At 74.8% G+C, this 24,547-nt stretch carries 22 protein-coding genes and 1 pseudogene; 15 read left to right on the forward strand and 8 right to left on the reverse strand.

What is annotated here, in order from left to right; genetic code table 11:
- Positions 1-32 precede the first annotated feature (32 nt).
- The 4 genes from RM780_RS14230 to RM780_RS14245 all read left to right on the forward strand — a co-directional run bounded on the left by RM780_RS14230 (position 33) and on the right by RM780_RS14245 (position 5,912).
- Entirely contained in the window at positions 33-1,502 is a 1,470-nt protein-coding gene (locus RM780_RS14230) for an ABC transporter permease (RefSeq protein WP_311631065.1), read from the forward strand.
- Positions 1,503-1,568: 66 nt separating this feature from the next.
- A complete protein-coding gene (locus RM780_RS14235) occupies positions 1,569-2,390 on the forward strand; it encodes an ABC transporter ATP-binding protein (RefSeq protein ID WP_394812963.1) in 822 nt (273 codons plus the stop codon).
- A gap of 352 nt (positions 2,391-2,742) precedes the next feature.
- A complete protein-coding gene (locus RM780_RS14240; protein ID WP_311631066.1) occupies positions 2,743-3,384 on the forward strand; it encodes a Maf family protein in 642 nt (213 codons plus the stop codon).
- A gap of 743 nt (positions 3,385-4,127) precedes the next feature.
- Positions 4,128-5,912 (forward strand): acetyl/propionyl/methylcrotonyl-CoA carboxylase subunit alpha, encoded by a 1,785-nt coding sequence (locus RM780_RS14245; protein WP_311631067.1) that lies wholly within the window; start codon positions 4,128-4,130, stop codon positions 5,910-5,912.
- Positions 5,913-6,235: 323 nt separating this feature from the next.
- Here the strand turns inward: RM780_RS14245 and RM780_RS14250 are convergent, their stop codons facing one another.
- Complete coding sequence (locus tag RM780_RS14250; RefSeq protein ID WP_449657200.1) at positions 6,236-7,165, reverse strand: DeoR/GlpR family DNA-binding transcription regulator; 930 nt, start codon at positions 7,163-7,165, stop codon at positions 6,236-6,238.
- Between the two features lie 168 nt (positions 7,166-7,333).
- On the reverse strand, positions 7,334-8,773 hold the full coding sequence (locus RM780_RS14255) for an NAD(P)H-quinone dehydrogenase (RefSeq protein WP_311631069.1): 1,440 nt from the start codon (positions 8,771-8,773) through the stop codon (positions 7,334-7,336).
- Between the two features lie 150 nt (positions 8,774-8,923).
- Between RM780_RS14255 and RM780_RS14260 the strand changes: the two genes are divergently transcribed.
- The 4 genes from RM780_RS14260 (at position 8,924) to RM780_RS14275 (ending at position 12,441) form a co-directional block, all read left to right on the forward strand.
- Complete coding sequence (locus RM780_RS14260) at positions 8,924-9,373, forward strand: gamma-glutamylcyclotransferase (protein WP_311631070.1); 450 nt, start codon at positions 8,924-8,926, stop codon at positions 9,371-9,373.
- Between the two features lie 84 nt (positions 9,374-9,457).
- Positions 9,458-10,258: a purine-nucleoside phosphorylase gene (locus RM780_RS14265; RefSeq protein WP_311631071.1), complete on the forward strand. Its 801-nt coding sequence runs from the start codon at positions 9,458-9,460 to the stop codon at positions 10,256-10,258.
- Positions 10,259-10,288: 30 nt separating this feature from the next.
- The gene (locus tag RM780_RS14270) at positions 10,289-11,983 is read left to right on the forward strand and encodes a phospho-sugar mutase (protein ID WP_311631072.1); all 1,695 of its coding nucleotides are present in this window, start codon (positions 10,289-10,291) and stop codon (positions 11,981-11,983) included.
- Positions 11,984-12,225: 242 nt separating this feature from the next.
- Positions 12,226-12,441, forward strand: coding sequence for a hypothetical protein (locus RM780_RS14275; RefSeq protein WP_311631073.1), 216 nt, complete (start codon positions 12,226-12,228; stop codon positions 12,439-12,441).
- A 16-nt stretch (positions 12,442-12,457) separates the two neighbouring features.
- Here RM780_RS14275 and RM780_RS14280 read toward each other — a convergent pair.
- A pseudogene (locus RM780_RS14280) lies at positions 12,458-12,559 on the reverse strand (serine protease); the annotation flags it as partial.
- A gap of 34 nt (positions 12,560-12,593) precedes the next feature.
- Entirely contained in the window at positions 12,594-13,220 is a 627-nt protein-coding gene (locus tag RM780_RS14285; protein ID WP_311631074.1) for a class I SAM-dependent methyltransferase family protein, read from the reverse strand.
- Between the two features lie 279 nt (positions 13,221-13,499).
- On the opposite strand from RM780_RS14285, the gene RM780_RS14290 reads away from it, so the two are divergent.
- Complete coding sequence (locus RM780_RS14290) at positions 13,500-14,720, forward strand: RNA-guided endonuclease InsQ/TnpB family protein (protein ID WP_311631075.1); 1,221 nt, start codon at positions 13,500-13,502, stop codon at positions 14,718-14,720.
- Between the two features lie 177 nt (positions 14,721-14,897).
- On the opposite strand, the gene RM780_RS14295 is transcribed toward RM780_RS14290, so the two are convergent.
- On the reverse strand, positions 14,898-15,545 hold the full coding sequence (locus RM780_RS14295) for a PH domain-containing protein (RefSeq protein ID WP_311631076.1): 648 nt from the start codon (positions 15,543-15,545) through the stop codon (positions 14,898-14,900).
- Between the two features lie 190 nt (positions 15,546-15,735).
- Here RM780_RS14295 and deoC point away from each other — a divergent pair, with 190 nt between their 5' ends.
- From deoC to RM780_RS14310, 3 genes are read left to right on the forward strand one after another with little or no spacing between them, the layout of a single operon-like run.
- Positions 15,736-16,692, forward strand: a complete 957-nt coding sequence (gene deoC, locus RM780_RS14300) for a deoxyribose-phosphate aldolase (protein ID WP_311631116.1) — start codon at positions 15,736-15,738, stop codon at positions 16,690-16,692.
- 7 nt (positions 16,693-16,699) lie between these two features.
- Positions 16,700-18,139, forward strand: a complete 1,440-nt coding sequence (locus RM780_RS14305; protein ID WP_311631077.1) for an aldehyde dehydrogenase family protein — start codon at positions 16,700-16,702, stop codon at positions 18,137-18,139.
- Positions 18,140-18,155: 16 nt separating this feature from the next.
- Positions 18,156-19,061 (forward strand): aldehyde dehydrogenase family protein, encoded by a 906-nt coding sequence (locus RM780_RS14310; protein WP_311631117.1) that lies wholly within the window; start codon positions 18,156-18,158, stop codon positions 19,059-19,061.
- A gap of 66 nt (positions 19,062-19,127) precedes the next feature.
- On the opposite strand, the gene RM780_RS14315 is transcribed toward RM780_RS14310, so the two are convergent.
- The 3 genes from RM780_RS14315 to RM780_RS14325 all read right to left on the reverse strand — a co-directional run bounded on the left by RM780_RS14315 (position 19,128) and on the right by RM780_RS14325 (position 21,187).
- Positions 19,128-19,553, reverse strand: coding sequence for a hypothetical protein (locus RM780_RS14315; RefSeq protein ID WP_394812972.1), 426 nt, complete (start codon positions 19,551-19,553; stop codon positions 19,128-19,130).
- Positions 19,535-19,699 (reverse strand): hypothetical protein, encoded by a 165-nt coding sequence (locus RM780_RS14320; RefSeq protein WP_311631079.1) that lies wholly within the window; start codon positions 19,697-19,699, stop codon positions 19,535-19,537. Before RM780_RS14320 ends, RM780_RS14315 begins: the two co-directional genes overlap by 19 nt.
- 702 nt (positions 19,700-20,401) lie before the next feature.
- Positions 20,402-21,187, reverse strand: coding sequence for a SigE family RNA polymerase sigma factor (locus RM780_RS14325; RefSeq protein WP_394812964.1), 786 nt, complete (start codon positions 21,185-21,187; stop codon positions 20,402-20,404).
- 203 nt (positions 21,188-21,390) lie between these two features.
- Here RM780_RS14325 and RM780_RS14330 point away from each other — a divergent pair, with 203 nt between their 5' ends.
- From RM780_RS14330 to RM780_RS14340, 3 genes are read left to right on the forward strand one after another with little or no spacing between them, the layout of a single operon-like run.
- Positions 21,391-22,068: a response regulator transcription factor gene (locus tag RM780_RS14330; protein WP_311631081.1), complete on the forward strand. Its 678-nt coding sequence runs from the start codon at positions 21,391-21,393 to the stop codon at positions 22,066-22,068.
- Positions 22,065-23,849 carry an ATP-binding protein gene (locus tag RM780_RS14335; RefSeq protein ID WP_394812965.1) on the forward strand — a complete coding sequence of 595 codons (1,785 nt, stop codon included), beginning with the start codon at positions 22,065-22,067 and terminating at the stop codon, positions 23,847-23,849. Before RM780_RS14330 ends, RM780_RS14335 begins: the two co-directional genes overlap by 4 nt.
- A complete protein-coding gene (locus RM780_RS14340) occupies positions 23,846-24,490 on the forward strand; it encodes a hypothetical protein (RefSeq protein WP_311631082.1) in 645 nt (214 codons plus the stop codon). Before RM780_RS14335 ends, RM780_RS14340 begins: the two co-directional genes overlap by 4 nt.
- The last annotated feature ends 57 nt before the right edge of the window (positions 24,491-24,547 follow it).

Consider the following 24,547-nt stretch of genomic DNA (forward strand, 5'->3'; position numbering starts at 1 on the left):
GGGCCCTCACCGCGCGCTCCTAGCGTCCGGGCATGATTTTCACCTACCTGCGACGGGAGCTGCGGCGCCGGCGTCGTGCGCAGTTCGTCATCGCCGCCGGGCTCGCGCTCGGCATCGCTCTGGTCGTGGTCGTCAACGCCGTCTCCTCGGGAATGCAGCGGGCCCAGGAGGAGGTGCTGCGTTCGCTCTACGGGCTCGGCACCGACATCACCGTCACCCCGGCGTTCGTGCCCCCGGAGGACGGGGAGTTCCAGCGCGGGCCGCGCTTCGAGTTCGACGCGGGGGACGGGGAGCAGAGCAGCGACCAGCTCGTGGCGGCCTCCCCCGGCACGCTCGACGCGGCGGACGTGGAACGGATCGCCGGCGTGGAGGGGGTCAGCGGCGCCGTCGGCGGGCTGAGCCTGCGGAGCATCACCATCGACGGCTCCTTCCAGCGGGGCGAGATCCAGGAGGTCCCCGGCGAGCAGGCCGTGCCCGGCGGCCCCGGCATAGAGGGGGGCGGAGGCCAGGGCGGCGGGCCGCGGATGCGCGTGGAGGGCGGCGGCGCGGAGTTCGGCGTGGACGACTTCGCCGTCTACGGCACCGACGTCACCCAGCCGGACCTCGGCCCGCTCGCCGGAGCCGAGATCACGGACGGGCGGGCGCTGTCGGCCGAGGACGCCGAGGCCGAGGTCGCGCTCGTGGACGCCGACCACGCGGCCGAGGAGGAGCTGGCCGTGGGCGACACCGTCACGCTGCGCGGCACGGACTTCGAGGTCGTCGGCGTCACCGCCACCGAGGGCGAGGCCACCGCCCAGGTCTACCTCCCGCTGGCCCGCGCCCAGGAGCTGTCCGGCCACGAGGACGAGGTCACGAACGTCTACGTCCAGGCCGAGGACTCCCAGCGGCTCGACGCCATCGAGACGGCCATCGGCGGCCTGGTCGACGACGTCGAGATCACCACCGCCGACGACCTGGCCGAGGAGGTCTCCGGCTCGCTGTCCACCGCCGCCGACCTCGCCGACGGCGTCGGCACCTGGCTGTCCTGGCTGGTGCTCGCGGTCTCCTTCCTCGTCGCAGGACTGATGGCCTCGGCCGCCGTCAGCCGCCGGGTCACGGAGTTCGGCACCCTCAAGGCCCTGGGCTGGACCCGCCGCCGCGTCACCGGGCAGGTGATGGGCGAGTCCCTGGTCACCGGCCTGGCCGGCGGCGCCCTGGGCCTGGGCCTCGGCCTGCTCGGTGCCTGGACCATCACCGCCCTGCGCCCCGGCCTGACGGCCGAACTCGCCTCCGGCGGCGGCCCCGGCGCGGCCGGCCCCGGCGGTCCCCGCCCGGTGATCATGGGCGGCGGCCCGGAGGCCGCCGCCGAGACGCTGGACATCGGCCTCACCGCGCCCGTCAGCCTCAGCGTCCTCGCGCTGGCCGTGGGCCTGGCCGTCCTCGGCGGCCTGATCGCGGGCGCGTTCGCCGCCTCGCGCGCCGCCCGCCTGCGCCCGGCGGACGCCCTGCGCCGCGTCGCCTGAGACGCCCGCCCCGCCGCCCGTTCACCCCCGATCCCCCTGCCCCCCCCTGATCCCCCGGAGCATTCCGTGTACGAACTCACCGGCGTCACCAAGCACTACCGCCGCGGCAGGCAGACCGTCACGGCGCTGGACGAGGTCTCCCTCACCGTCCCGGCCGGCAGCCGGCTGGTCATCCAGGGCCCCACCGGCGGCGGCAAGTCCACGCTGCTGCAGCTCCTCGGCGGCCTCGACCGCGCCACCGGCGGCAGCGTGGTCCTGGACGGCACCGACCTGACCCGGCTCTCGGAGGCCCGGCTGACCCGGCTGCGCGCCGAGCGCATCGGCTTCGTCTTCCAGGGCTTCCACCTCATCCCCACGCTCACCGCCCAGGAGAACGTCGAGACCGCCCTCGTCCCGCTGCGCCTGCGCGCCGGGGAACGCCGCCGCCGCGCCGCCGCGGCCCTGGAGGCGGTGGGCCTGGCCGAGCGCGCGGGCCACGTGCCGGGCGAGCTGTCCGGCGGCCAGCAGCAGCGCGTGGCGATCGCGCGCGCCCTGGCGAAACGGCCCAAGGTGCTGCTCGCCGACGAGCCCACCGGCAACCTCGACGAGTCCACGCGGGACGAGGTGATGGACGTGCTGGAGACGCAGTGGAAGGAGCTGGGGCTGACGTTCGTCATGGTCACCCACGACAGCGCCATCGCGGCCCGCTCCGAGCGCCTGGCCCGCATCGCCGCCGGCCGCATCACGGTCACGGACCGCCCGGCGGGGCCGGCGGGGCCGGCAGCAGAAGGGGAAACGGCCTTGGCGGGCGCCACCGGAACGGCCGCCCCGGGGAGAACGTCCCCCGCGGGGGCGGAGAGCCCCTCACCGCCGGAGGCGGCCCCGGAGGCGCCACCAGCGGCCTCCTGAGGGAACTCCCGCGCGGACGCGGGACGTTCGGAACCATGGACTGGCGAGCGGCGGTCGCGGGCGGAACTCCCGCGGCGGCGCGGGACGTTCATCCCGGCAGCTTCTCGTATGCCCGCCCAGGGCAGGGGGAGCGCCGGCCGGGGCCGGAGGCGGCAGCGCCCCGGGAACGCCCCAACGCCCGCGGCCCGCACCGCCCTTGCCCCCCGCCGCCCGGCCGCGCCACACGCGGTCCGGCGGCACCCAGGACTCCCCCGGGCCGGGTTCCCCTCGGGCCCGGGGAGAGTAGCCCGTCCGGCCGGTCCGGGCAGACCGGCCGGACGGGCGCCCCGCCGCGCTCGTTACCCTGACGCCCATGAATGCCCCGCCGAACCCGCCGTCGGCAGCCCGCACCCCGGCCCGCCGCCTCGTGCTCGCCTCGCAGTCCCCGGCCCGTCTGGGCCTGTTGCGGCAGGCGGGGCTCGCGCCCGAGGTGATCGTCAGCGGCGTGGACGAGGAGTCGCTGAACGCGCCGACGCCCGCCGCCCTGGCCCTGCTGCTGGCCGAGGCCAAGGCCGAGGCCGTGGCGGCCCGGCCCGAGGCCGCGGGCGCGCTGGTCGTGGCCTGCGACTCGCTGCTGGACGTGGACGGCGCGGCGCTGGGCAAGCCGGCGGACGCCGAGGAGGCCACCGCCCGGTGGAAGGCGCTGCGCGGCCGTTCCGCCGTGCTGCACACGGGCCACTGCGTGATCGACACGGCCGCGGGCCCCGGGGCGCGGGTCGCGGCGACGGCGTCAACGACCGTGCGCTTCGGGCACCCCTCCGACGAGGAGGTCGCCGCCTACGTGGCCACCGGCGAACCCCTGCGGGTCGCGGGGGCGTTCACCCTCGACGGCCGCTCCGCCCCGTTCGTGGAGGCCGTGGAGGGGAACGCGGGCAACGTCATCGGCCTGTCCATGCCCCTGCTGCGGGAGCTGCTGGCCCGCCTCGGGGTCGCCATCACCGACCTGTGGACCTGAGACGAACGGCCGGCCGGGGCCGCCCGCGGGCGGCGGGTAGAGGGTCAGCGTCAGCACGACGAGGGTGAAGACGGCCATCAGCGCCGCGAACGCCCACCAGCCGACCAGGCCGGCCGCGAGCGTTGCCGTGAGGGCGTGCAGGACCGCCGCGCCGATCAGGACGAGGCGGGCAAGTCGCCGTGGGGAGCGGTCCGTTGCCGCGATCCGGGCCAGCAGCCCGGCGCCCAGCAGGAGGAACGCGGCCTGCGCGCCCCCGGCCGCCCAGGCCGAGGCGGCGATCGTGGCCGGCGAGACCCCGGCGACGGACATGTCCTGCCGGTCCGCGGCGACGCCCAGGACGAGGTTCACCAGGCCGAGGGCCGCCGCGCCGCCGGCCACCGCCACGGCCGCCGCGGCGGCCACGCTTCGTCTGCCCGGGTTCACGAACGGGACGCTACTGCTGGGTAACGGCTTCGACAACCCCCCGCGCACGGCGGGGGTCGGGCACGCAAAGATTTTCCCCGGGGCTTGTGGAATCCCCACAACGCGATCCGCTTCCCGCTGTCTCCGGCCGCTCGACCCCCGGGACCCGTTCCGGCGTCTAAGGTAAACGTAATCGCGGCGCGTACCTTGGGACAGCAGGGCAAGTCGGCCAGGCGTGATCCGGGTCCCACGAAGCTTGTGGGAAAGGTCACCCCCGTGGGCGACTCGTTGCGAGGTGTCGCCACTACATAAACTCGCCTTGTTCCAAGGAGGGAGCCATCGTGCGTAAGGTGCTGATCGCCAATCGCGGGGAGATTGCCGTTCGGGTAGCCCGTGCCTGCCGGGACGCCGGCATCGCCAGTGTGGCGGTGTATGCCGAGCCCGACCGGGACGCGGTGCACGCCCGGATCGCGGACGAGGCGTTCGCGCTGGGCGGTGACACGCCCGCGACCAGCTACCTCGACATCGAGAAGGTGCTGAAGGCCGCGGCCGACTCCGGCGCCGACGCCGTTCACCCGGGGTACGGATTCCTGTCGGAGAACGCGGAGTTCGCCCAGGCCGTGCTCGACGCCGGGCTGACCTGGATCGGCCCGCCGCCGCAGGCGATCCGCGACCTGGGCGACAAGGTCGCGGCCCGGCACATCGCGCAGCGGGCCGGCGCGCCCCTCGTGGCCGGCACCCCCGACCCGGTCTCCGGCTCGGAGGAGGTCGTCGCCTTCGCCCGGGAGCACGGCCTGCCCATCGCCATCAAGGCGGCCTTCGGCGGCGGCGGGCGCGGCCTGAAGGTGGCCCGCACGCTGGAGGAGATCCCTGAGCTGTACGACTCGGCGGTGCGCGAGGCGGTGGCCGCCTTCGGCCGCGGCGAGTGCTTCGTGGAGCGCTACCTCGACCGCCCCCGGCACGTGGAGACCCAGTGCCTGGCGGACCGGCACGGCAACGTCGTGGTGGTCTCCACCCGCGACTGCTCCCTCCAGCGGCGCCATCAGAAGCTGGTCGAGGAGGCCCCCGCGCCCTATCTGAGCGAGGAGCAGAACGCCCAGCTCTACGCCGCCTCCAAGGCGATCCTGCGCGAGGCGGGCTATGTCGGCGCCGGCACCTGCGAGTTCCTCGTCGGCCAGGACGGCACGATCTCCTTCCTGGAGGTCAACACCCGCCTCCAGGTCGAGCACCCGGTCACCGAGGAGGTCACCGGCATCGACCTGGTCCGCGAGCAGTTCCGCATCGCGGACGGCGAGGAGCTGGGGTACGACGACCCGCCGCTGCGCGGGCACTCCTTCGAGTTCCGCATCAACGGCGAGGACCCGGGGCGCAACTTCCTGCCCGCGCCCGGCACCGTGACCCTCTTCGCGCCCCCCTCCGGCCCCGGCGTGCGGCTGGACGCGGGCGTGGAGAGCGGCAGCGTGATCGGCCCGGCCTGGGACTCCCTGCTGGCCAAGCTGATCGTCACCGGCGCCACCCGCGGCGAGGCCCTGCAGCGCGCGGCCCGGGCGCTGGCGGAGTTCCGCGTCGAGGGCATGGCCACGGCCCTGACGTTCCACCGCGCGGTGGTCGTGGACCCGGCGTTCGCGCCCGAGGCCACGGGGCAGGAGGGGCCGTTCTCCGTCCACACCCGGTGGATCGAGACCGAGTTCGCCGCCGTGATCGAGCCCTTCGACGCGGCGGCTGCGGCCGGCGCGGAGGCGGAGGAGACCGTCGGGACGCGCGAGACGGTGGTCGTTGAGGTCGCCGGCAAGCGGCTCGAGGTCTCGCTGCCCGCGACGCTGGCGATGCCGCTGGCCCGCGCGGCGGTGGCGGGCGGCGCCCGTCCGGCGCGCCGGAAGGCGTCGAAGCGGGCGGGCGGCGGCGCCACGGGCGACACGCTGGCCTCCCCGATGCAGGGCACGATCGTGAAGGTCGCCGTCGAGGAGGGCCAGCAGGTCTCCGAGGGCGACCTGGTCATCGTCCTGGAGGCGATGAAGATGGAGCAGCCCATCAACGCCCACCGCAGCGGCACGGTCACCTCCCTGAAGGCCGAGGTCGGCGGAGCCCTCTCCTCGGGCGCGGCCATCTGCGAGATCAAGGACTGACCGCCTCACGCCCCTTCCGGGCCCGGGTCCCCCAACGGCCGTCACCGGCCGGGGCCCGGGCCCGCGGCATTCCCGCCGGAGCGGGCCCCGGCTGGGACACGATCCCCGGGCCGGGGGCCGGGCCCGGCTCGCGCCGGGGGCGGCGTCGCGGCGGGCGGGGCGCGCCGCCTTGGTGACCGCCGGGCGCAGCGGAGCACGCCCCGGCCCGGGTCGGCCCGGGCCGGTCCCCGGCGGGCGGGAGCGTGCGGCGGCCCGGAGGGCGGCGGCGCGCCGGGAACCCGGGGCGCATCATCCCCCGAGGCCGCCAGGCCGTCGGGGACGGCCTACCTGCGGCGGGTCGGGGCCAGGTCCGAGAGGCGCTGGCCCAGGGAGCCGGGAGCGCCGAGGCCGGGACCGGGGTGGCCCGCGCCGCCGCGGGGGCTCGGGACGGGGACCTCGCGCCCCCCGCGCTGCTCCGGGCGCTCGGGCGAGCGCGGCTCGCGCTCCACCGCCCCCGGCTTGCCGCAGGAGGCCCCGGCAACGGAGATCCGCACCCCCTGCGCCGAGAGCGCGTCCAGCTCCGCCGCGGCCCGCTCCTGGTCCGGCGGCGGCTGGTTGGTGACCAGGTGGGAGATCACCTCCGTGGGCACGGTCTGGAACGCGGTCTCCGCGCCCAGCTTGCCGTGGTCGGCCAGCACCACCACCTCGGAGGCCGCGCGGACCAGGGCCCGGTCCACGCTGGCTGCCAGCATGTTGGAGGTGGACAGGCCGCGGTCGGCGGTCAGCCCGGCGCCGGAGAGGAACGCCCTGCTGACCCGCAGCCCGAGCAGCGACTGCTCGGCGCCGCTGCCGACGAGCGCGTAGTTGGACCCGCGCAGGGTGCCTCCCGTCATCACCACCTCGACGCGGTTGGCGTGGGCCAGGGCCTGGGCGACGAGCAGGGAGTTGGTGACCACGGTCAGGCCCGGCACCCGGGCGAGCCGGCGGGCCAGCTCCTGGGTCGTGGTGCCGGCGCCGACCACGATGGCCTCGCCCTCCCGCACCAGGCCCGCCGCGTACTCGGCGATGGCGGTCTTCTCGGCGGTGGCGGCCATGGCCCGTTGCGGGAAGCCCGACTCCCGGGTGAAGCCGCCGGGCAGGACCGCGCCGCCGTGCCTGCGGTCGAGCAGTCCTTCCGCCTCCAGGGCGCGCACGTCGCGCCGGACGGTCACTTCCGAGGTCTGGACAACGCGGGCGAGCTCGCGGAGCGACACGGCTCCGTTGGCCCGGACCATTTCGAGAATCATCTGACGACGTTCTGCAGCGAACACGGAACCGACAGTAACCCCAACGACCATCTGGTTTCAGCCGGTTGCGAGGAATTACCAAAGTTGACTATGCGTGCGCCCCCGGCGTGTTATATGCCACGGGCGCATGCGCGCGATACCCCTGCTGACCAGTGCCTACTGTTCCTCGGCGAGTTTCCGTGTATGGAGCTGCCGGGCCGCCTCGGCGATCGAGCCGGACAGAGACGGGTACACGGTGAACGCTTTTGCGATCTGTTCCACCGTCAGGCTGTTGTCGACCGCGATCGATATCGGGTGGATCAGCTCGCTGGCGCGGGGGGCCACGACCACGCCGCCGACCACGATCCCGGTGCCCGGCCGGCACATCAGCTTCACGAAGCCGTCCCGCACGCCCTGCATCTTGGCCCGTGGGTTGCGCAGGAGCGGCAGCTTCACCATCCGCGCGTCGATGCGCCCCTCGTCCACGTCGGCCTGGGTGTAGCCCACGGTCGCGATCTCGGGGTCGGTGAAGATGTTCCCCGAGACCGTCTTCAGGTCGAGCGGGGCCACCGCGTCGCCCAGGAAGTGGTACATCGCGATCCGGCCCTGCATGGCCGCGACCGAGGCCAGCGCCAGCACGCCCGTCACGTCGCCCGCCGCGTAGACCCCCGGGGCGCTCGTGCGCGAGACCTTGTCCGTCCAGATGTGCCCGGAGTCCTTCAGCTTGACCCCGGCCTCCTCCAGGCCCATGTCCGAGGTGTTCGGCACCGCGCCCACGGCCATCAGGCAGTGCGTTCCGGAGATGGTCCGGCCGTCCGCGAGGGTGATCTCCACTCGGCCGCCCACCCGCTTGGCCGCCGCGGCCCGGGAGCGGGCCAGGACGTTCATCCCCCGGCGCCGGAAGACGTCCTCCAGCACGGCCGCCGCGTCGGGGTCCTCGCCCGGCAGCACGCGGTCCCGGGAGGAGACCAGCGTCACCCGCGAGCCCAGCGCCTGGTACGCCCCTGCGAACTCCGCGCCCGTGACGCCGGAGCCGACCACGATCAGCTCCTCGGGCAGCTCCCCGAGGTCGTAGACCTGCGTCCAGGTCAGGATGCGCTCCCCGTCGGGCCGGGCGTCCGGCAGCTCGCGCGGCTGCCCGCCGGTGGCGATCAGCACGCAGTCGGCCACCAGCTCGCGCTCCCCGCCGTCCGGGTCCGTGACGGTCACCCGCCGCGAGCCGTCGGGGGCCTGGGCCGCGCCCAGGCGCCCGCGCCCGCGCAGCACCCGGACCCCCGCCCGGGTGACCGAGGCGGTGATGTCGTGGGACTGCGCCAGCGCCAGGCGTTTGACCCGGCGGTTGACCTTGCCCAGGTCCACGCCGATGCCGCGCACCTCGTCCCCGATGCCGTCGCCGTCGTGATCGATCTCTATGCCCAGCTCCTCGTGGGAGGAGTCGAAGCCGGTCATCACCTCGGCGGTGGCGATCAGCGTCTTCGACGGGACGCAGTCCGTCAGCACCGACGCCCCGCCCAGGCCGTCGCGATCGACGACGGTCACCTCCGCGCCCAGCTGCGCCGCCACCAGCGCCGCCTCGTAGCCGCCGGGTCCGCCACCAATGATCACGATCCGAGTCACGCTCCCAGTGTCTCGCACCACGGGCCGATGAGCCGCCGGGGGGCGGCCCCCGGACCGGACCAGGGCCCGGGCGGAGGGGCCCGCGCGCCCGGGCGGCGGAGGCGGCCCGGTCGCCCCGGCCACCCCCACCACTCCCGTACGCTTCCAGGCATGTCGCTCTACGCCGCCTACGCCGGAAACCTCGATCCGCGGCTGATGGCCCGTCGCGCTCCGCACTCGCCCCTGCGCGGCACCGGCTGGCTCACCGGCTGGCGGCTGACGTTCGGCGGCGAGGAGATGGGCTGGGAGGGCGCCCTGGCCACGATCGTGGAGAGCGCGGGCCCGCCCGCCGCCCCCGACGTCTTCGTGGCGCTGTACGACATCGCGCCCATGGACGAGGAGGCCCTGGACCGCTGGGAGGGCGTCGGCATGGGCATCTACCGCCGCGCCCGCCTCCACGTCCACACGCTGGACGGCACCGTCCCGGCGTGGGTCTACGTCCTCAACGCCTACGAGGGCGGGCTGCCCTCCGCGCGCTATCTCGGCGAGGTCGCGGACGCCGCCGAGGCGGCCGGAGCGCCCCACGACTACGTCATGGAGCTGCGCAAACGCCCCTGCTGACCCGTCCCGGCGAGTGTTCGCCCGGCGTTCTTCCGCCGCGAAATACTTCTACGCGCGTAGGCATAAAACGGTTAGGCTCGGTGCGTGAACGCATCTGAGATTGAGGATCCGGCCGACGCCGCTGCCGCCCGGATCCGCGAGCTGACCGGGGTGGCCGGGCACGACGTCGCGCTGGTCATGGGCTCCGGCTGGGTCCCCGCCGCGGACCAACTGGGCGAGCCGGACAGCGAGTTCCACGTCACCGAGCTCCCGGGCTTCCCGCCCCCCGCGGTAGAGGGGCACTCGGGCACGATCCGCTCCTACCGGGCGGGCTCGAAGCGGGCGCTGGTCTTCCTCGGGCGCACCCACTTCTACGAGGGCCTGGGCGTGGGCGCCGTCGCGCACGGCGTGCGCACCGCCGTGGCCGCCGGGTGCAAGACCGTCGTGCTGACCAACGGCTGCGGCGGGCTCCGCGAGGGCATGCGCCCCGGCCAGCCCGTCCTGATCAGCGATCACATCAACCTCACCGGCGCCTCCCCGATCCGCGGCGCCAAGTTCGTCGACCTCACCGACCTGTACTCGCCACGCCTGCGCGCCCTGTGCCGGGAGATCGACCCCTCCCTGGAGGAGGGCGTGTACGTTCAGTTCCCCGGGCCGCACTACGAGACCCCGGCGGAGATCCGCATGGTCCGCGCGATCGGCGGCGACCTCGTCGGCATGTCCACGGTGCTGGAGGCCATCGCCGCGCGGGAGGCGGGCGCCGAGGTGCTGGGCATCTCGCTGGTCACCAACCTCGCCGCGGGCCTCTCGGGCGAGCCCCTCAACCACGAGGAGGTGCTCCAGGCGGGCCGCGACTCCGCGACCCGGATGGGCGCCCTGCTCGCCCGGCTGCTCGGCCGCATCTGACACCGGTACCCGACCCGAGGGAACGCCACCGTGACGGACCACCACGACGCCGACGGGATCGTCGGCCTGACCGCGCGCGCCCGCGCCTGGCTCGCCGAGGACCCCGACCCGCAGACCCGCGCCGAGCTGGCCGGGCTGCTGGCCGAGGGCGCGGTCGCGGAGCTGGCCGACCGCTTCTCCGGAACGCTCCAGTTCGGCACCGCCGGGCTGCGCGGCGAGATGGGGGCGGGCCCGATGCGGATGAACCGCGCCGTCGTCATCCGCGCCGCCGCCGGCCTGGCCGCGTACCTGCGCAAGAACGCCCCGGGCGAGGGCCCCGAGCCCGGCCTGGTCGTCATCGGGTACGACGCCCGGCACAAGTCCCGGGAGTTCGCGGCGGATACGGCCGCCGCCCTCACCGGCGCCGGGCTGCGCGCCGCGCTCCTGCCGCGCCCGCTGCCCACGCCCGTGCTGGCGTTCGCCATCCGGCACCTGGGCGCCGTGGCCGGCGTGATGGTCACCGCAAGCCACAACCCGCCCCGGGACAACGGGTACAAGGTCTACCTCGGCGACGGCAGCCAGATCGTGCCCCCGGCCGACGCGGAGATCGCCGCCGAGATCGCCGCCGTCGGCGCGCTGGAGGGCGTCCCGCGCCCGGAGTCGGGCTGGGTCACCCTCTCCGACGCGGTGACGGAGGCGTACCTGGCCCGCACGGGCGCGGCCCTCTCCTCCGGCTCGCCGCGCACCACCACCGTCGTCTACACGCCGCTGCACGGCGTCGGCCGCGACCTGCTGACCGCCGCCTTCGCCCGCGCGGGCTTCCCCGCCCCGGCCGTGGTCCGCGAACAGGCCGAGCCCGACCCGGACTTCGCCACCGTCGCCTTCCCCAACCCCGAGGAGCCCGGGGCCATGGACCTGGCGCTGGCCGCCGCCCGTGCCGCCTCCCCCGACCTGGTCATCGCGAACGACCCGGACGCCGACCGCTGCGCCGCGGCCGTTCCCGACCCGGAGGCCGAGGGCGGCTGGCGGCTGCTGCACGGCGACGAGCTGGGGGCGTTGCTCGCCGTGCACCTCGTGCGCCGGGGCGTGCGCGGGACGTTCGCGGCCTCCATCGTCTCCTCCTCCCTGGCGGGGAAGATCGCCGCGGCGGCCGGGCTGCCGTTCCGCGAGACGCTGACGGGCTTCAAGTGGCTGGGCCGCGTGCCCGGCCTGGCGTTCGCCTACGAGGAGGCCCTGGGGTACTGCGTGGACCCCGCCGGGGTCCGGGACAAGGACGGCATCACCGCCGCCCTGGCCCTGGCGGAGCTGACGGCCGTGCTGAAGGCGGAGGGCCGCACGCTGACCGGCCTGCTCGCCGAACTCGCCGTCACCCACGGCCTGCACGCCACCGACCAGCTCTCGGTCCGCGTCGGCGACCTCTCCCTCATCGCCGACGCGATGCGCCGCCTGCGCGAGACCCCGCCCGCCTCCCTCGCCGGCCTGCGCGTCACCGCCGCCGAGGACCTCTCCGCCGGAACGCCCGGCCTCCCGCCGGCCGACGCCCTCCGCTACACCCTGGCCGGCCACGGCCCCATCGCCGCCGCCCGCGTCATCGTCCGCCCCAGCGGCACCGAGCCGAAGCTCAAGTGCTACCTGGAGGCCACCGCCCCCGCCCCGGCCCCCGCCTCCCTCCGCCCCGCCCGCACGGCGGCCTCCTCCCTCCTCTCCGCCCTGAAGCACGACCTGAGCGAGCTGCTGGAGCTGTGACGGCCCGCGCCGGCCGGCGCGGTACGAGCCTGAGCAGTTGTGTCTCGACCGGCGAGCCCGCTCACGTGACTGGCGCCGGAAGGCGAAAAGGGCGTGAAGTATCCTTTCAGACACCGGAGTTCAGCGCAGGTAGAACAGCGTGGACAGAAGCGAGCCCGAGGCGGCCGGAGGCGACGGGCATGGACCGGCAGCGCAAGCACAGCAGCGGGAAGAGATGTACTTTCCGCACGGCGGCTCTCGTGGTGGGGTCCACCGCAGCGGTCCTGGCGGGCTCAGCCGCCGTCTTCGCGTCTCAGCTCTCTCCCGACGGCCGCATCATCGAAGAGGACGAAGGCGCCATCGAGTACCAGGGCCCGGAAGACGACGCCGAGCGCGCCAGGGAGTTCTGGACCCTGGCAGAGTTGGTCGAGGTGAGATGCCGGGGCCGCCCTGGTCCGCGCAGCCCGCGCCGCGGGTGACGATGCCGATCCGGTAGAACTCCTCGCCGCCGGGCACGGTCCTGAACAGCGGGCCGCCGCTGTCGTCCTGGCAGGAGTCGGCACCGTCGTACTCCGGGTGGACGTGGATCTTCTCGATCTGGAACCGTCTCCCGCACCCCCTGGTGGAAGTCCTAGTGGAAGGTGAACATCCGGCGGTCCGGGTCCAGGGGCTCGGGTGTGCCGGTGAAGCGGTGGGTGCCGACGCCGAAGCCGGCGCCGGGCTCGGAGAGCCACTGGCGTTCGAAGCCGCGGTCCTCCAGCCACTGGCAGACGCGGGGGAACATGTCCGGCGCGCGGCGGTGCCGGGTCCAGATCAGGGTGCCGCCGGTGGCGCAGAGCTGGGAGCAGGTGGCGATCGTGCGCTGGAGGTCGGCGTGGGAGAGGTTGCCGAAGATGCCGCACATCAGCACCAGGTGGGCCGGGGCGATGCCGGCGTAGTACCAGGTGAGCGCCGCGTCGCCCAGGCGGACCTCGACCTGGTCCAGGCCGGTCTCCCGGGCCGTGCGACGGGCCGCCGCGGCGTTGCGCGGGTCCAGCTCGACCAGGCGGGCGGTGACGTCCGCGCGACGGGGGTGGCCGGGCAGCGCGCCGAGCAGGTCGCGGCCCTGGCCGGCACAGACACTGATCACCCGGATCGGCCCGGGGGGCGCCGCGTCCAGCGCCTCCCCGATCCGCTCCCGGATGACCGCCAGCCGCCGGGCGAGGGCGGAGTCGGGCTGGTCGTAGTCCCCGTGCCACGCATGCCAATCCGTGTCCATCAGATCTCCTTGCAAGGGGGCCACCGGCTTTGGCCGGTGAGGGAATTACTTCTCTGTGCTGCTGAGACCCCGGCCGTGTACACGGATCCGCAGCGCGTCGCGAAGTGGTAGCAGCTTGGTTGGGGCGAGGGGTGCTCCCCGGGAGTCGCTGGACCTGCGGGTCTCACCGGACTTGAAGCGGCAGATCGAGGCATACGCCGAGCGTGTGGGCATCTCGGTCAACGCCGCCGCCTGCGTGCTCCTGACCGAGGGGCTGCGGGCGGAGCGGAGGCGTGAGCGGTGATCCGCGCGTACAGGTTCCTCCTGCGCCCCACGGCCCGTCAGGCCCTCGCGCTGGGCGAGATGCTGCGGGACCACTGCTCGCTGTACAACGGCGCCCTCCGGGAACGCCGGGACGCCTGCCGGCACACCTCGGAGACGAGCGTCAAGTACGGGGACCAGTCCGCGCAGCTCAAGGAGATCCGCGCGTTCGACCCCGAGCGCCAGGGCCGCCGGTCGTTCTCCTCCCAGCAGGCCGCCCTGCGCCGCCTGGACAAGGCGTTCGCCGCGTTCTTCCGCCGCGTCAAGGCCGGGCAGACACCGGGCAACCCGAGGTTCAAGGGCGCCGGGCACTTCGACACCGTCACCTTCCCCAAGGACGGCGACGGCTGCCGCTGGGACAGTACGCCCCACGGCCCGCAGACCCGCGTCCGTCTCCAGGGCGTCGGGCACATCCGCGTGCACCAGCACCGGCCCGTACAGGGCCGGGTCAGGACGATCAGCATCAAGCGCGAGGGCAACCGCTGGTACATCGTCCTCGCCTGCGACGGGGTGCCCGCCGAGGCCCTGCCGCCCACCGGCACGGTCGTCGGCATCGACATGGGCGTCACCCACTTCCTGACCACCTCGGACGGCGAACACGTCGCCAACCCGCGCTTGCTCGAAACAGCGGCCGGCGAGCTCGCCGAAACGCAGCAGCACCTTGCGGCGTTCCCCAGGCGCACCCGGCGCCGCACGAAGAAGCACCGTGCCGCCGCACGCACGGTCGCCCAGATCCACGCGAAGATCCGGCGGCAACGCGCAGGCTTCCACCACAAGACCGCCCGCGCACTCATCACCGACCACGACGTGATCGCGCACGAGCGGCTGAACACAGCGGGCATGACCCGCACCCCCAAGGCCAAGCCCGACCCCGAGCAGCCCGGTGGCTTTCTGTCGAATGGTGCTGCCGCGAAGGCCGGGCTCAACCGCAGCATCCTCGACGCGGGTTGGGCACCATTCCTCGGAATCCTTGCGAACAAGGCTGAGAGTGCCGGTCGCCTCGTGGTCCCGGTGGACGCCCGCAACACCTCCCGCACGTGCCCGCCCGACCTCGGAGGCTGCGGGCACGTGGACGGGAAGAGCCGCGTCACCCGAGCGAGGTTCCAGTGCACGGCGTGCGGGTTCGCGGCGAACGCGGACCACGTCGGCGCGGTGAACGTCCTCAACAGGGCCGGGCTGGCCCTCTGCGCGGCGGCATAGCCACCGACGCGGGAAGCCCGCGCGTCTACGCGTGGGTGGAGTCACGGCACGGACTTTACGTTCGGCGCACGCGTCACCGCAGCACGTCAAACTCGCCTTGATCACGTACGTGACCGTATTTGACCGCCGGTTTCTGCGGCGGCCTCGATCAGCGGGTTCGGCCGGGTGCGGCCCGGCTCAGCCCGCGAGCAGGAGCGCCAGCAGGGCGAGGCCGCCGACGGCCGCCGGGGCGAGGATCTCGTAGCACCAGCGAACGACCACCGGCCCCTGGGCCGCCTTGTCGGCCGCGTGGCTCTCGGCCAGCTCGCGCAGCTCCGCGACGGCCGCGTCGCCCGGGGCGGTGCGCGGGCCGCCCTCCTCCGGCGCGTCGGCCAGGGACCGGGCCCCGCCCAGGCCGAAGGAGAACGGGCCGGAGCGCGGGGGCTCCCCGGAGGAGAGGCGGGCGTTGTGCCGGTTCACCCGGGAGCGGGCGCGCAGGGAGACGGGGATGGCCCACAACTGGAACTTCCGGCCGTCGGCGAGCAGCTCCGTGGAGTACTGCGCGCGGATGGTGTCCACCCGGGCCCAGGGGACGGTGATCGTGCGGAAGGGGTTGCGCACGCGCAGCCGCGCGTCGGAGGCGAAGACCGCAGGGCGGAAGGTGAAGGCGACGACCACCGGGGCCGCCAGGAGCAGAGCCGCCGCGGCGGTCAGGGGCGTACGCCCCTCGCCGCGCAGGATCGCGTCCCCGGCCAGCCAGGCGCCCAGTCCCAGCAGCAGCGCCCCGGCCACCATGGCGGCGGCCGAACGGTAGACGCGGTCGGCGTACGTCTGGGGCTCACTCATGCCCCCGATTCTGCCGGACGGACGCGGGTGGGCGGGGCGAGGGCGAACGAGCCGGGCGGGCGAGGGGGAACGAGCCGGGCGGGCGAGGGGGAACGAGCCGGGCGGGCGCGGCCGGCGAGCGGGCCGGACGCCGGGAGCCTCTCAGCCCGTGACAGGCGGCTACGCGCGTAGATATGCTGACCTGGTGACCATGTCATCAACAGCATCCGAGCTCGGCGGCCTGGAGGCCGTCACCGCGTCCGATGCCGCGCTGCGTCGCTTCCTCAACGGCCTGCCCGGGGTGGACGCGGTGGGGCTTCAGGCCAGGGCCGCCGGCCTGGGGACGCGGTCGGTCAAGACGACGGCCAAGGCGTACGCCATCGACCTGGCCATCTCGATGATCGACCTGACGACCCTGGAGGGCGCCGACACCCCCGGCAAGGTGCGGGCACTGTGCGCCAAGGGCGTCGCCCCGGACCCCACCGACCGGTCGGTGCCGCGCGTGGCCGCGATCTGTGTCTACCCCGACCTGGTGGCCACGGCCAGGGAGGCGCTGGCGGGCAGCGGCGTCGCGGTCGCCTCGGTGGCCACCGCCTTCCCCTCCGGGCGGGCCGCGCGGGCGGTGAAGCTCGCGGACGTGCGGGCGGCGGTCGCGGCCGGCGCGGACGAGGTGGACATGGTGATCGACCGGGGCGCCTTCCTGTCCGGGCGCGTCATGGAGGTCTTCGAGGAGATCGCCGAGGTGCGGGCGGCCTGCGGCGCGGCCCACCTGAAGGTGATCCTGGAGAACGGCGAGCTGGGCACGTTCGACGCCATCCGCCGCGCCTCCTGGCTGGCGATGCTGGCCGGGGCCGACTTCATCAAGACCTCGACCGGGAAGGTGGCGGTCAACGCCACCCCGGCGAACACGCTGCTGATGCTGGAGGCCGTGCGCGACTTCCGCGCCGCGACCGGGCGGCAGGTGGGCGTGAAGCCGGCCGGCGGCATCCGCACCACCAAGGACGCGCTGAAGTACCTGGTGCTGGTGAACGAGACGGCCGGGGAGGACTGGCTGGACCCGGCCTGGTTCCGCCTGGGCGCCTCCAGCCTGCTCAACGATCTGCTGATGCAGCGTCAGAAGCTCGCCACCGGCCGCTACTCCGGCCCCGACTACGTGACGGTGGACTGAAAGCCCCATGAACGCACCGAAGTTCGACTACGCACCCGCGCCCGAGTCGCGCGAGACCGCCGCCGTGGCGGCCTCCCAAGGGCTGTTCATCGACGGGGAGTTCCGCCCGGCGGCCTCCGGGCGGGCGTTCAAGACCGTCTCCCCCGCGACCGAGGAGGTGCTCTCCGAGGTCGCCGAGGCCGGGGAGGCGGACGTGGAGGCGGCCGTGGCCGCCGCGCGGGCCGCGTTCCCCGCCTGGTCGGGCCTGCCGGGGGCCGAGCGCGCCAAGTACCTCTTCCGCGTCGCGCGGCTGATCCAGGAGCGCTCGCGGGAGCTGGCGGTGCTGGAGTCGCTGGACAACGGCAAGCCGATCCGCGAGTCCCGCGACGTCGATCTGCCGCTGGTGGCCGCGCACTTCTTCTACTACGCGGGCTGGGCGGACAAGCTGGCGCACGCCGGGTTCGGTACTGACCCGCGCCCGCTGGGCGTCGCCGGGCAGGTCATCCCGTGGAACTTCCCGCTGCTGATGCTGGCGTGGAAGATCGCGCCCGCGCTGGCCTGCGGCAACACGGTGGTCCTCAAGCCGGCGGAGACGACGCCGCTTTCGGCCCTGCGCTTCGCGGAGATCTGCCAACAGGCGGGCCTGCCCGCCGGGGTGGTCAACGTCCTGCCGGGCGACGGCGCGGCCGGCGCGGCTCTCGTGGCCCACCCGGGCGTGGACAAGGTCGCGTTCACCGGATCGACGGAGGTCGGGCGGCAGATCGCCCGCACGGTGGCCGGCACACGCAAGAGGCTGACGCTCGAACTCGGCGGCAAGGCCGCGAACATCGTCTTCGAGGACGCCCCCCTCGACCAGGCCGTGGAGGGCATCGTCTCCGGCATCTTCTTCAACCAGGGCCACGTCTGCTGCGCCGGGTCGCGGCTGCTGGTCCAGGAATCGGTGGCGGAGGAGGTGCTGGCGGCGCTGAAGCGGCGGATGGCGACGCTGCGGGTGGGCGACCCGCTGGACAAGAACACCGACATCGGGGCGATCAACTCCCCCGCTCAGCTTGCCCGGATCCGCGAGCTGGCCGAGGCGGGCGAGGCGGAGGGCGCGGAGCGCTGGTCCCCGCCCTGCGAACTCCCCTCCACCGGCTACTGGTTCGCGCCCACCGTCTTCACGGGGGTGACGCAGGCGCACCGCATCGCGCGGGAGGAGATCTTCGGCCCGGTGCTGTCGGTGCTGACCTTCCGCACGCCCGAGGAGGCGGTCGCCAAGGCCAACAACACGCCCTACGGCCTCTCGGCCGGGGTGTGGACGGAGAAGGGCTCGCGCATCCTGTGGATGGCCAGCCGCCTGCGGGCGGGCGTGGTGTGGTCCAACACGTTCAACAGGTTCGACCCGGCCTCGCCGTTCGGCGGCTACCGGGAGTCGGGTTACGGCCGCGAGGGCGGCCGGCACGGTCTGGAGGCGTACCTCGATGTCTGAGCCGACGATGCCGACGATGCCGGAGCCGGCGGAGCCCGAGGCCGCGGCCCGGGCCGCGCTGCCCGTCCTGAAGACCTACAAGCTGTTCGTGGGGGGCGCGTTCCCCCGCTCCGAGAGCGGACGGGTGTACGAGGTGACCGACGCCGAGGGCCGCTGGGTGGCCAACGCCCCCCGCGCCTCCCGCAAGGACGCCCGCGACGCGGTGGTCGCGGCCCGCGGGGCCTTCCCCGGCTGGTCCGGCGCCACCGCTTACAACCGGGGGCAAGTCCTCTACCGTGTCGCGGAGTTGCTTCAGGGCCGCCGGGCACAGTTCCGCGCCGAGGTGGCCGCCGCGGAGGGCCTGTCCCGGCCCGCGGCGCGCGCGGCCGTTGACGCGGCCATCGACCGGTGGGTGTGGTACGCGGGCTGGTCGGACAAGGTCGCGCAGGTCGCGGGCGCGGCCAACCCGGTGGCCGGGCCCTACTTCAACCTCTCCACGCCCGAACCGGCCGGAGTGGTCGCCGTGTTCGCGCCCCGGGACTCCTCGCTGCTGGGCCTGGTCTCGGTGCTCGCGCCCGTGATCGTCACCGGCAACACGGCCGTCCTCGTCGCCTCCGAGCGCGCCCCGCTGCCCGCGCTCAGCCTTGCCGAGGTGCTGGCCACCTCGGACGTGCCGCCCGGCGTCGTCAACGTCCTCTCCGGCCGCGCGGCGGAGCTGGGCCCGCCGCTGGCCGCGCACCAGGACGTCAACGGCCTGGACCTGACCGGCATTTCGCAGGACCCGGCCCTTGCCACCGACCTGGAGGCCGCCGCCGCCCAGAACCTCAAGCGGGTGCGCCGCCCGTCCCCCGCCCCCGAGGACTGGACGACGGCCGACCAGGGCACGGCGCGGCTGCTGGCGTTCCTGGAGACCAAGACGGTCTGGCACCCGATGGGGGTGTGAACGGCCGTCCCCGGCGCGCGGGGGCGATCGGCCCCGCGCCGGGGACGTTGATCTTCCTCGTCCGGATCAGTCGCCGAACTCCGGGCCGAAGCCCCGGGGGCGTGCGGGAAGTCCGAAGCCCTCGGCGCTCAGGAGGCGGCCGGCGCCGATCGGGGCGCCGGTCGTGGCGCGGCGCAGGACCCAGATCGCGCCCTCGTCCGCGAGCCCGTCGACGAGGTTCTCGCCGGGGCCGCCGACGGCCAGGTCGGCGGTGCCGCTGCCGTCCGTGTCCAGCAGGTCGACGTCGGTGCCGAAGTGGACGTTCGCGCCGGAGACGCCCGGAGCGCCGGTGGTGTCCTCGGTGATGGCACGCGTACCCGCCCCGGTGACGCCGTTCCCCGAACCCGGCGGCAGCAGCACCTTGCCCGCCGCGTACGAGCCGTTGACCCTCCGGTCGGGGGACCCCGCCGCCACGTCGTCGTGGCCGTCGCCGCTCAGGTCGCCGCCGATGATCTGCTCACCCGGCTCGCCCGGCCCGCCTCCTGGCCCGGCGGGAGGATCGCCGACCGGCCCGGCAGGATGCCCCGAGGCGAGCCGTAGGTCACGATCAGGCGACCGGCGTCCGTCGCGGTCATCCCGGCCAGCGGCGAGCCGATCACCGGGTCCGCGTACCCCTCCCCATCGAAGCCGTCGCGGAACTCCCCGCGCTGGCCGCCGTGCTCGCCGGGCGGGTGTCCGCGGCACCCGCCGGACCGGCCACCAGGACCGAGGCTCCCGCGGCGGCGGCCATCAGCGCCGCCAACCCCCGCGCGCGGCGCGAGAAGAGAAGACGTGCAGTGCCATCGTTGTCCAACCCCTTCGTCGTCACCACCGTGGACGGCGCACCCCCGTGCCGCGACGCACGTCAGGCTCCCGTGCCCGGCTCGTGACAGCGATGTGCGGGAATCTTGTCACCCGGGAACGGCTCGCGGGGCGGGGGTTCGGCCGCTGGCGACAGCAAAGGGCAGCGAGAACCGGCCCGTTGACGGGCCATGGCCTGGGGAGCGGCCCGGGTGGCGCGGCGGGGCGGGGGCGTGGGCCCGGGGTGGCGGGCGCGCAAACGCCGGGGCCCGCCGCGGGCGTTGCAGGAAACGCCACAGCACCCTTCGCGCATGGGAAGCGCGCGGCGGGGTAACCGCAAGAGTGCGCGGGGTCCTGCCGGACCCCCCGGCCGGCCGGACCCCGCGCGTCCCCCTCTTTCCCCCTCTTTCCCCCTGGTCGCCCCGTCCCCCCGGACAGGACTCCCCCCTCGTTCCCCGGGCGGGGGCCTCACGTCCCCCGTGGTCTCCCGGGATTTCCCCCCGTTCCTCCCCACCCGTCGGTCAGGCCACCAGCTCGCCGAAGGACTCCTCCTGGTCCTGGCCGAGGCTCAGCGCCCGGTCCTCGCGCAGCCGGCGCAGGGTGCGCCAGATGCTGCTCTTCACCGTGCCGACGCTGATGTTCAGCGTGTCGGCGATCTCGGGGTCGGTGCGGCCCTCGTAGTAGCGGAGCACCAGCATGGTCCGCTGCTGCTCGGGCAGCCGCGCCAGCGCCTGCCACAGCACCGTCCGCAGCTCGGTGCCGCGCATCGTGTCCTGCTCGCCCGGCGCCTCGGGCAGCTCCTCGGTCGGGTACTCGTTCAGCTTGCGGCGGCGCCAGGCGCTGATGTGCAGGTTGGTCATGGTCCTGCGCAGGTAGCCGCCGACCGCCGCCTTGTCCGTGATCCGGTCCCAGGCCCGGTAGGTGGACAGCAGCGCGCTCTGCAGCAGGTCCTCCGCCTCGTGCCGGTCGCCGGTCAGGTGGTACGCCGTGGCGTACAGGGAGGCGCGGCGCTCCTGCACGTAGGCGGTGAACTCCGCCTCCGTGCCCCCCTCGCGCCGCGCGCTCCCGGTGCGCCCCCCCACAGCGCCCACCGCGGTCAGGTGCGGACGCTGAGTCTGTGCGGTGTGGTGCTGCCCGGCGCCGCGCCGGCCCCCCAGCCGGTGGGCGGCGCCGGACCTCATTCCCCCGGTTTTCTCCCCGAACGTCCCCCCGCGAGGGGCCTCCCCGCACCGGACGGGAACCGCCGCGACGGCCGCATGCGTCTCGTTCACCGCCGGCGTGGTGGTGATGCCGTGCACTGCGCTCATCCCGCTCCCCCTCGTGAAGCCCATCCCGTGTTCGTTGGGCAATACACTGCCGGGCCAGTTTCATGACGGAGTCCCCCGACTGTCACAGCGGTGTCACAGGGCGCGGCCCCCGAGGGGCGTGCGACCCCCGCGCCCCCGGGCGTCAAGGGCACTTCCGGACCGAGAGTCGAACTCCGGCGGGTCCATGGGTCACAATGACCGGCGTGGCTTTCCTGTTGCTGATCGAGGACGACGAGGCGGTGCGCACGGCCCTGGAGATGAGTCTCACCCGCCAGGGACACCGTGTGGTGACCGCCGCGTCGGGCGAGGACGGTCTGCAACTGCTCCGCGAGCAGCGACCCGATCTCATCGTGCTGGACGTGATGCTGCCCGGCATCGACGGCTTCGAGGTCTGCCGCCGCATCCGCCGCACCGACCAGCTGCCCATCATCCTGCTGACCGCCCGCAGCGACGACATCGACGTGGTCGTCGGCCTGGAGTCGGGCGCGGACGACTACGTGGTCAAGCCGGTGCAGGGCCGCGTCCTGGACGCGCGCATCCGCGCCGTGATGAGACGCGGCGAGCGCGAGGCCAACGACTCGGCGACCTTCGGCTCGATCGTGATCGACCGGGCCGCGATGACCGTCACGAAGAACGGCACGGATCTCCAGCTCACCCCCACCGAGCTGCGCCTGCTGCTGGAGCTGAGCCGCCGCCCCGGCCAGGCGCTCTCCCGTCAGCAGCTACTGCGCCTGGTCTGGGAGCACGACTACCTCGGCGACTCCCGCCTGGTGGACGCCTGCGTCCAGCGGCTGCGCGCGAAGGTGGAGGACGTTCCCTCCTCCCCCAAGCTCATCAGGACGGTCCGCGGCGTCGGGTACCGGCTGGACGCCCCGGCGTGACCGGGGGCGCGAGCGAGGGCGGGGACGGGGACGGGGGCACCACCACGGGCGCGGACGCGGGCCCGGGCGGCGGAACGCCAGGGGCAACGGCCGGGGCCGACGCCCGCGTCGAAGAGGAGCCCCACGGCGAGAGCCGGGTGCGCGGCCGGCTGCGGGCACTGCTGCGCCTGACCAGCCTGCGGCTGCGGCTGGTCACGGTCTTCGCCCTGGTCGCGCTGGTCGCGGCCGTCTCGGTCTCCGGGATCGCCTACTGGCTCAACCGCGACGCCGTCCTCACCCGCGCGCAGACCTCCGCCCTGCGCGACTTCGGCAAGGCCCTGGGCGACCAGGCCAGCGCCCTGCCCGACGCCCCCACCTGCGACGACCTGCACGGCATGGCCGCCGCCGTGTCCAACAACACCCTCGGCTACCAGGTGGTCCTGGTCACCACCCCGCAGGACGCCGGGGACGGCCGGCAGTGCACCGCCGAGTCCGACCCGGGGGCGTTCCGCCTGGACATGGTCCCGGGCGCGCTGGTGGAGGCCGTCCGCAAGCCCCGCGCCACCGGCGGCGAGGGCGCCGACTACCACATGTACTGGCAGCGGATCACCTTCAAGGGCGACCCCTACCTCGTGGGCGGCACCCGGGTGACCGGCGACGGCGGCCCCACCGGGTACCTGCTGACCTCGCTGGCCGCCGAGCGCGACGACCTCAACTCCCTGGCCTGGTCCCTCGGGATCGCCACCGCCCTGGCCGTGATCGGCTCGGTGCTGCTCGCGCAGGCCGCCGCGACCATGGTGCTGCGGCCGGTGCAGCGCCTGAGCGACGCGGCGCAGCGGCTGAGCGAGGGGCACCTGCACACCCGCCTCGAAGTGCGGGGCGCGGACGAACTCGCCCGCCTGACCCGGACGTTCAACCGCGCCGCCGAGTCGCTGGAGGGCCGGGTGCAGGACCTCAGCGCCCGGGAGGCCGCCAGCCGGCGCTTCGTGGCCGACATGTCGCACGAGCTGCGGACCCCGATGACGGCGATCACCGCGATGACGGAGGTGCTGGAGGACGAGGTGGACAACCTCGACCCCATGATCGCCCCGGCCGTTCAGCTGGTGGTGAGCGAGACGCGGCGCCTGAACGACCTGGTGGAGAACCTGATGGAGGTGACCCGCTTCGACGCGGGCACCGCCCGGATGGTGCTGGACGACGTGGACATCGCGGACCAGGTCACCGCCTGCGTGGACGCGCGGGCCTGGCTGGACGCGGTGCACCTGGACGCGGACCGCGGGATCATCGCCCGCCTGGACCCGCGCCGCCTGGACGTGATCCTGGCCAACCTCATCGGCAACGCCCTCAAGCACGGCGGCTCGCCCGTGCGGGTCTCGGTCCACGAGGAGCGCGGCGGGATCGCCGTGGAGGTGGCCGACCACGGGCCGGGCATCCCCGAGGAGGTGCTGCCGCACGTCTTCGACCGCTTCTACAAGGCCAGCGCCTCCCGGCCGCGCTCGGACGGCAGCGGCCTGGGCCTGTCCATCGCGCTGGAGAACGCCCACCTGCACGGCGGGGACATCAGCGCGCGGAACGCCCCCGGCGGGGGCGCGGTGTTCACGCTGTGGCTGCCGCACCAGGCAGAGCCGGAGGAGGAGCCGGAGGGCGAGGACTGCCAGGGCGGGGACGCGGAGGGCGGCGGGGCCGCCCCGGGCCGCGAGCCCGGCGCGGGCGCGGGGGGCGCGGGCGGGGACGCGGGCCCTCCCCTCGCGCGCCGGGCGCGCGAGGGCGCCCCGGCCGGGGACGGCGAGGAGGCCAGGTGAGCGCGAGAACGGCCGGGCGGGCCCTGGCCCGGCGCACGGCCGCAGCCGCGCTGCTGCTGGCGGCGACGGCCGCGGCCTGCGGCATCCGCCCCACGGACGTGCCGGTGGACGCGGGCCCCGGGCCCGTGCGCAGCACGTGCGAGACGGAGAGCGACGCGCCGCTGGACGACAGCGGCGACGCGGAGGAGACCGAGGTCTTCCTGCTGTGCGGCTCGCACGTCGAGTCCGTGGAGCGGCCCATCAGCCTGCCCCGCCCGGAGACCGGGGAGGCCGGCCCGGACTACCGGGTGACGGTGGCGCGGGCGCTGCTCAGCGCGCTCCAGGCCGGGCCGGACGCGGAGGAGACGGACGCGGGCTTCACCAGCGCGGTGCCGGGGGCGCTCCAGGTGGCGGGGCCCGGGGAGGGCGACCCGCAGCCGACGCTCCGGCTCAGCCAGGAGCCGAAGGCGCTGCCGGCCGTCGCGCTCGTCCAGATCATATGCACGTTCGCGAACAGCGAACGTCTGGACGGCAACGGCCGCACGGTGCTGCTGGCGGGCCCGGGGGCCTCCGGCGGCGGGACTCCGGAGCCGTACGCCTGCACGCCGGCGATGCTCAGCGACCCCGAGTTCGCACACGCACCGCCCGGGGCCTCCGCCTGAGGACGGCGAGGAAGAGGACGGGCGGGCGCGGGCCGGGCCGGAACCGCGCGCCGCGCG

Origin of the sequence: Streptomyces boetiae (genome assembly GCF_031845405.1) — a bacterium.
In the GTDB taxonomy this organism is placed as follows: domain Bacteria; phylum Actinomycetota; class Actinomycetes; order Streptomycetales; family Streptomycetaceae; genus Streptomyces; species Streptomyces boetiae.